Here is a 6462-nt window from a genome sequence, read left to right on the forward strand (position 1 = left end):
TGGGCGACCCGTCAGCCCTCACTTGCCCTGTCCAAAACCAACTAAAGCACTCTCTACGAAACTCGACACTTGACAAAGAGGCAACGCTGGTGCCTCGTCTGTGGCCAGCATTGCCGGAGCGCGGAGGGCAGGCCGCTGCCGCCGTCAGAGACCAGTACCGCAGGTGCGGGGATCTGCGTGAGCAAGGCCGACCATGCGGCGGTCGATTCGCCGGAGCACCATTGCCAGGCCAGTACCCGTCCTGTGTCCGAAAGCGCGATGAGGAGGCACCAGGAGCCGATCCAGATCCCGTCGACCATGACGGCATGGAAGATGGTGTCGCAGCCCGGCAGGGCTGGGTGTATCTCCCAGCACCATGCGGTTCTCCGGCGGAACGAGCGCCCGGTCTGGGTGCCGTCGATCTCGGGCTGTGAGTGCTTTCCGGTGAGCCAGGATACGAACTCACGCAGTTGCTCACGCTGGGTGAGGTCGGGGCGTTTGCGAACTGAGGAGGTGCCGCATTGCGTGCATCTCCACCGTTGGGTGCCCGAGGGGTGTTTCCCGTTCTTCACGAGCTTTGCCCCGCATAGCAGACAACGAGTCGTGTTCAGGGTGTTCGGCCCAGTTAAGGGTGCCGGGGTATGACGGGCCCTGTTTTACGGCGTGATGATGCGGCTAGACCGGGTTTCCATCCACTCTTTTTGGCCTATAACCCCGATTCGCGCCACGCGCCGTGGCCGCGCGACGCGATGCGTCGCACCGAGCGGCCGGGCGGGGTTCGATTCCCGTCATCCCCTCCGGTTCTCCATTCAGCTGTCGGTTCGATGCACGAAGTCGCCGAATAGTGCAGGAAAGCGATGGATGTATCCGGCGTGAGTTTTGCCCGAGCGGCTGAGGCGCAAAGCTCAGGCGGTGCGGAGATCCGCTAGACTTGCAGGGTTGTCTGCTTGCGGGGCGTAGCTCAGCTTGGCTAGAGCGCCCGCTTTGGGAGCGGGAGGTCGCAGGTTCGAATCCTGTCGCCCCGACGCGGGCCGCGCCGGCAGAGCACTTGGTTGCCTTCCGGTACGACCCGGTACGCATCCGCAGCACGATCCAGAGACTGAGAGGCCAAATTGCCGAAGATCACCGCCCAGAAGCTGAACGAGACCCGCGTGAAGCTCTCGGTCGCCATCACGATGGACGACCTCGAGCCGCACCTCAAGCAGGCCTACAAGACCATTTCGGAGCAGGTGTCCATCCCCGGCTTCCGCAAGGGTCGCGTGCCGGCTCCGATCATCGATCAGCGCGTCGGCCGCCAGGCCGTCGTCGAGCAGGCCGTCAACGAGTCGCTGGACGAGTTCTTCCAGGCCGCCCTGGCCGAGACCGAGACGGTGCCGATGGGCCGCCCGACCGCCGACGTCGAGGAGTGGCTCGACGTGAAGGATCCGAAGAGCGAGCTCACCCTCGTCTTCGAGGTCGAGGCGCGCCCGGAGTTCAAGCTGCCGAAGTACGACGGCCTGAAGATCACCGTCGACGACGCCGAGGTCGGCGAGACCGCGGTCGAGGACGAGCTGACCAAGCTGCGCGAGCGCTTCGGCACGCTGGTCACCGTCGAGCGCGCCGCGAAGTCCGGCGATTTCGTCGAGCTCGACCTCACCGCGAGCATCGACGGCAACGAGGTCGACCAGGCGAGCGGCGTCTCGTACGAGGTCGGTTCGGGCAACATGCTGCAGGGCCTCGATGAGGCAGTGGAGACGCTGACCGCCGGCGAGTCGACGACGTTCACCTCCCAGCTGCTGGGCGGCGACCACGAGGGTCGCGACGCCGAGGTCGAGGTGACTGTGACCGCGGTCAAGGAGCGCGAGCTCGCCGAAGCGGATGACGACTTCGCCCAGCTCGCCAGCGAGTTCGACACGATCGCCGAACTGCGCGAGAGCCTCGCCGAGCAGGCGAGCCAGGCCGCCGTGTTCGCGCAGGGCCGCCAGGCCCGCGACCTCTTCATCGACACGCTCATCGAGAAGGCGGGGATCCCGATCTCAGAGGAGCTCGTCGAGGAGGAGGTGCACCGTCACCTCGAGAACGAGGGCCGCCTGGAGGACGACGAGCACCGCGCCGAGGTGCGCGAGTCGAGCGAGAAGCAGCTCGCGCTGCAGCTCCTGCTCGACGCCATCGTCGAGGCCGAGGGCGTGACCCCCACCCAGAACGAGCTGTCGCAGTACATCTTCCAGAGCGCCCAGCAGTACGGCATGGAGCCGGCGCAGTTCCTGCAGGCGCTCGGCCAGGGCAACCAGATGGGCGCCATCATCGGTGAGGTCACCCGCAACAAGGCCCTCGCGATCGCTCTCTCGAAGGCCAAGGTCGTCGATCAGAAGGGCAAGCCCGTCGATCTCAGCGAGTTCACCGCGGTGGACGACGAAGAGGTCGCCGAGGTGATCAACGAAGCCGAGGACATCGTCGAGGAGGCAGCCGAGAAGCCGGCCAAGAAGGCCCCCGCCAAGAGGAAGGCCGCTCCGAAGGCCGACGCCGATCCGGCTGACGACGAGGACGCCAAGAAGGCGGCTCGATCCGCCGCCGCGAAGAAGGCCGCGGCGACGCGCGCCGCCAAGAAGGCCGCGGCCGAGGCGGAGAAGTCCGCCGAGTGATCGCGCGGCGCTGAACGCCGAGGAGGCCCCCGTGCCGGAAACGTTTCCGGCACGGGGGCCTTCCGCATCCTCGCGCCGCTCCCGGTGCCGGAGGGGCGTCCCGCCCACAGCGAACATGACCGCGACAGCTCCGCCGACTCGGTACCCTCGTATCAGACCTCAACAGAAGGAGCGCCCCATGGCAGAACAGACGCCCCCGAACAGTGTGTTCGAGCGCCTGCTGAAAGATCGCATCATCTGGCTCGGCAGCGAGGTGCGCGACGAGAACGCGAATGAGATCTGCGCCAAGATCCTGCTGCTCGCCGCAGAGGATCCGGAGGCGGACATCTACCTCTACATCAATTCGCCCGGCGGCTCGATCACGGCAGGCATGGCGATCTACGACACGATGAGCTTCGTGCCGAACGACATCGTCACGGTGGGCATCGGCATGGCCGCGTCGATGGGCCAGTTCCTGTTGACCGCCGGCACCAAGGGCAAGCGCTACATCACCCCGAACGCCCGCGTGCTGCTGCACCAGCCGCACGGCGGCTTCGGCGGGACCGCGAGCGACATCCAGACCCAGGCGCAGCTCATCGTATCGATGAAGAACCGCCTCGCCGAGATCACCGCGGCGCAGACCGGAAAGACGGTCGAGCAGATCAACGCGGACGGCGATCGCGACCGCTGGTTCAGCGCCGAGGAGGCCCTCGAGTACGGCTTCGTCGATTACATCCGCGACTCCGCCTCCGACGTCATCGGCGGCGGCGGGACCAGCAAGTAGCGGCGCGAGCAGGAAGCAGAAAAATCACATGAACCCCCTTCAGATGCCGTCCGGCGCCTACGCCGGCGATATGCCGCAGTCTCGCTACGTGCTGCCCTCCTTCGAGGAGCGCACCGCCTACGGCTTCAAGCGACAGGATCCCTACGCGAAGCTCTTCGAGGATCGCATCATCTTCCTCGGCGTGCAGGTCGACGACGCATCGGCCGACGACGTGATGGCGCAGCTGCTCGTCCTCGAGAGCCAGGACCCCGAGCGCGATATCACGATGTACATCAACTCTCCCGGCGGCTCGTTCACCGCGATGACGGCCATCTACGACACGATGCAGTACATCCGGCCGCACATCCAGACCGTGTGCCTCGGGCAGGCGGCTTCGGCCGCGGCGGTGCTGCTGGCGGGCGGGACCCCGGGCAAGCGCCTGGCGCTCCCGAACGCGCGCGTGCTGATCCACCAGCCGTCGACCGGGCAGGCGGGACACGGCCAGGCGAGCGACATCGAGATCCAGGCCGCCGAGATCATGCGCATGCGCGAATGGCTCGAGGAGACGCTCTCGAAGCATTCGAAGCGCAGCATAGAAGAGGTCAACCGCGATATCGACCGGGACAAGATCCTCAGCGCGCAGGAGGCGCTCGAGTACGGTCTCGTCGACCAGGTCCTCACCAGCAGGAAGAACCCGCAGCCCGTCATCGGCTGACCTGTCGGCACGCCGGGGCCGGGCAGGGTTCCGGCGTGCCGTTCAGAGCTTTGTCGGTGGTGCCAGCTAGGCTCGTTCACATCGGAACCGAGGAGGGTCTCGCATGGCGAAGATTGGGGAGAGCGGGGATCTGCTCAAGTGCTCCTTCTGCGGCAAGTCGCAGAAGCAAGTGCAGCAGCTGATCGCCGGTCCGCAGATCTATATCTGCGACGAGTGCATCGGCCTGTGCAACGAGATCCTCGAAGAACGTCTGAGCGAGAACGCGGAGACGGACGCCTCCGATATCACTCTGCACAAGCCCCGCGAGATCTCCGCCTTCCTCGATCAGTACGTGATCGGGCAGGATCGGGCCAAGCAGTCGCTCGCGGTCGCAGTCTACAACCACTACAAGCGCGTGCAGGCGGGGCGTACCCTGACGAGTGCCGAGGCCGCGGCCGATCAGGTGGAGATCGCGAAGTCCAACATCCTGATGCTCGGCCCGACCGGCTGCGGCAAGACCTACCTCGCGCAGTCGTTGGCACGTCAGCTGAACGTCCCCTTCGCCGTGGCCGATGCGACCGCACTCACCGAGGCCGGTTACGTCGGCGAGGACGTGGAGAACATCCTGCTCAAGCTGCTGCAGGCCGCCGACTACGACGTGCAGCGCGCCGAGGCCGGCATCATCTACATCGACGAGGTCGACAAGATCACGCGGAAGGCCGAGAATCCGTCGATCACCCGAGACGTCTCGGGCGAGGGCGTGCAACAGGCACTGCTCAAGATCCTCGAGGGCACGGTCGCCTCCATTCCGCCGCAGGGCGGACGCAAGCACCCCAACCAGGAGTTCCTGCAGCTCGACACGACGAACGTCCTCTTCATCGTCGCCGGTGCCTTCGCCGGGCTCGAGGACATCATCGCGCAGCGTCTGGGCAAGGGCGGGATCGGCTTCGGCGCCCCCGTTGCGAGCAAGCGCAATGAGGCCGAGCTGCTTTCCCAGGTACAGCCCGAGGACCTGCACAAGTTCGGGCTGATCCCCGAGTTCATCGGCCGGCTCCCGGTCGTGGCGACCGTGGACCCGCTCGACGTCTCCGCGCTCGTGCGCATCCTCACGGAGCCGAAGAACGCGCTCGTCAAGCAGTACCAGCGCATCTTCGAGATCGACGGCGTCGGGCTCGAGTTCGAGGACGCCGCGCTCGAAGCCATCGCGGAGATGGCCGTCGAGCGAAAGACCGGCGCCCGCGGCCTGCGCGCGATCCTCGAGGGCGTGCTCGGCCCGGTGATGTTCGACGTTCCCTCGAACGACGACGTCACCAAGGTGATCGTGACGCGCGAGTCGGTGCTCGGCGAGGCGCCCCCGCGTGTTCTGCAGGCGGCTTCCGCCGCAGAGCGCAGCGCCTGAGCGGAAGACACAGCGCCTGAGCAGGGCGCAGCGACTGAGCCGTCAGAGGCTCCGCGCCGAGGACGGCTCTGCGCTCAGGACGACAGCGGGCGTGAGGCTCGCCCCACAGTGTCAGCCGACCGCGTCGGGGTCGTAGCTCAGGTCGTAGCTGAGCAGGACGCTGCCGTCGTCCTGCGCCAGTGTGAGCGCACTCGCGTGCAGGTCCGGGCCGACGAGGATCGCCGACCGACCCCCGTCATCCGTCTTCTCCGCCTTGCGAACGGTGAACGAGCCGTCCGAAACGATCCGATCCCACCAATCGTCCGCCTGCGACGCGTCGGCTGCCCGGAGCACGACGAACCAGGTACCCGGATCCCGGGCTCCGGCGTCATCGAGCACGGCATCCTCAGGCAGGGGGAAATCCGCGCTCGGGAAGCCGTCCGGCAGCTCCGCGTGCTTCAGTTCGGGGTCTTCCTGGTCGTTCGCCCCGCCCCAGCCGCTCTCATCGTCGCCGGTGATCTGCTTGCCTTCGTCCGTAGCCGTCGGTCCGGAACCGTTCTCGTCCCACGACACCGAGCCGGGTTCGGGGGCGCATGCCGAGAGGGTCAGCGCGAGCACCGGAACCGCGAGCGCGCACATGCCCGTGCGCAGCGGGTGCGCGCCGGAACGGGGTTCACGCGAGCCAGTCATCGTCGTCCTCTATCGTCTCCGCGGGCTGCTCGCCCTCGTACGGGTCGGTCGAGCGCACGACCTCGCCTTCGGCGCTGAGCGAGAGGGTCCATCCGCCGGGCATCGAACGCCCGAGCCCCGTCCCTCCCGCGTCGAGTCGGCAGACCGGCCGACCCTCGAGCCAGGTGAGCGTCCAGTAGCCCGCGTCCGGATGCGCCGCCTCCAGTTCCGCGATCGCCGGGTGCAGCGCCTCGGGCACGCTGCGGTGCGGGGCATCGCGTGCCGGCCAGCGCGCACCGAGCTGCATGATCAGACCTCGACCGGTGCCAGGCGGATCTCGGCGACCGTCGCCTCTTGGACGTCCGCCGCCTCGATCCGG

7 protein-coding genes and 1 tRNA gene are annotated in these 6462 nt (G+C 67.1%); 5 read left to right on the forward strand and 3 right to left on the reverse strand.

Annotated elements, in window-relative coordinates; all coding sequences use genetic code 11:
• Positions 1-53: 53 nt before the first annotated feature.
• The gene (locus ACFPZL_RS14240) at positions 54-590 is read right to left on the reverse strand and encodes an IS1/IS1595 family N-terminal zinc-binding domain-containing protein (protein ID WP_452233258.1); all 537 of its coding nucleotides are present in this window, start codon (positions 588-590) and stop codon (positions 54-56) included.
• Between the two features lie 339 nt (positions 591-929).
• Here ACFPZL_RS14240 and ACFPZL_RS08560 point away from each other — a divergent pair.
• The 5 genes from ACFPZL_RS08560 to clpX all read left to right on the forward strand — a co-directional run bounded on the left by ACFPZL_RS08560 (position 930) and on the right by clpX (position 5435).
• Positions 930-1004: transfer RNA gene (locus ACFPZL_RS08560), tRNA-Pro, on the forward strand.
• An 87-nt stretch (positions 1005-1091) separates the two neighbouring features.
• Positions 1092-2600, forward strand: coding sequence for a trigger factor (tig, locus tag ACFPZL_RS08565; protein WP_218116100.1), 1509 nt, complete (start codon positions 1092-1094; stop codon positions 2598-2600).
• 178 nt (positions 2601-2778) lie between these two features.
• Positions 2779-3363, forward strand: a complete 585-nt coding sequence (locus ACFPZL_RS08570; RefSeq protein WP_218116099.1) for an ATP-dependent Clp protease proteolytic subunit — start codon at positions 2779-2781, stop codon at positions 3361-3363.
• Between the two features lie 28 nt (positions 3364-3391).
• Positions 3392-4057 (forward strand): ATP-dependent Clp protease proteolytic subunit, encoded by a 666-nt coding sequence (locus ACFPZL_RS08575; RefSeq protein WP_236022112.1) that lies wholly within the window; start codon positions 3392-3394, stop codon positions 4055-4057.
• Between the two features lie 103 nt (positions 4058-4160).
• Positions 4161-5435: an ATP-dependent Clp protease ATP-binding subunit ClpX gene (clpX, locus tag ACFPZL_RS08580; RefSeq protein ID WP_218116098.1), complete on the forward strand. Its 1275-nt coding sequence runs from the start codon at positions 4161-4163 to the stop codon at positions 5433-5435.
• Positions 5436-5546: 111 nt separating this feature from the next.
• Here clpX and ACFPZL_RS08585 read toward each other — a convergent pair whose 3' ends face one another.
• Together ACFPZL_RS08585 and ACFPZL_RS08590 are read right to left on the reverse strand one after the other, a co-directional pair.
• Positions 5547-6104, reverse strand: coding sequence for a hypothetical protein (locus tag ACFPZL_RS08585; RefSeq protein WP_218116097.1), 558 nt, complete (start codon positions 6102-6104; stop codon positions 5547-5549).
• Positions 6088-6462: hypothetical protein (locus ACFPZL_RS08590; protein ID WP_382335104.1), on the reverse strand; the 375-nt coding region annotated here is incomplete at its 5' end. The genes ACFPZL_RS08585 and ACFPZL_RS08590, both read right to left, overlap by 17 nt.

The organism is Leucobacter soli, from assembly GCF_042659205.1.
Taxonomy (GTDB): Bacteria; Actinomycetota; Actinomycetes; order Actinomycetales; family Microbacteriaceae; genus Leucobacter; species Leucobacter soli.

Coding starts and splice junctions, on each gene's coding strand:
- ACFPZL_RS08575 (WP_236022112.1), top strand. CDS start 3,392: ATGAACCCCCTTCAGATGCCGTCCGGCGCCTACGCCGGCGATATGCCG.
- ACFPZL_RS08570 (WP_218116099.1), top strand. CDS start 2,779: ATGGCAGAACAGACGCCCCCGAACAGTGTGTTCGAGCGCCTGCTGAAA.
- clpX (WP_218116098.1), top strand. CDS start 4,161: ATGGCGAAGATTGGGGAGAGCGGGGATCTGCTCAAGTGCTCCTTCTGC.
- ACFPZL_RS08585 (WP_218116097.1), bottom strand. CDS start 6,104: ATGACTGGCTCGCGTGAACCCCGTTCCGGCGCGCACCCGCTGCGCACG.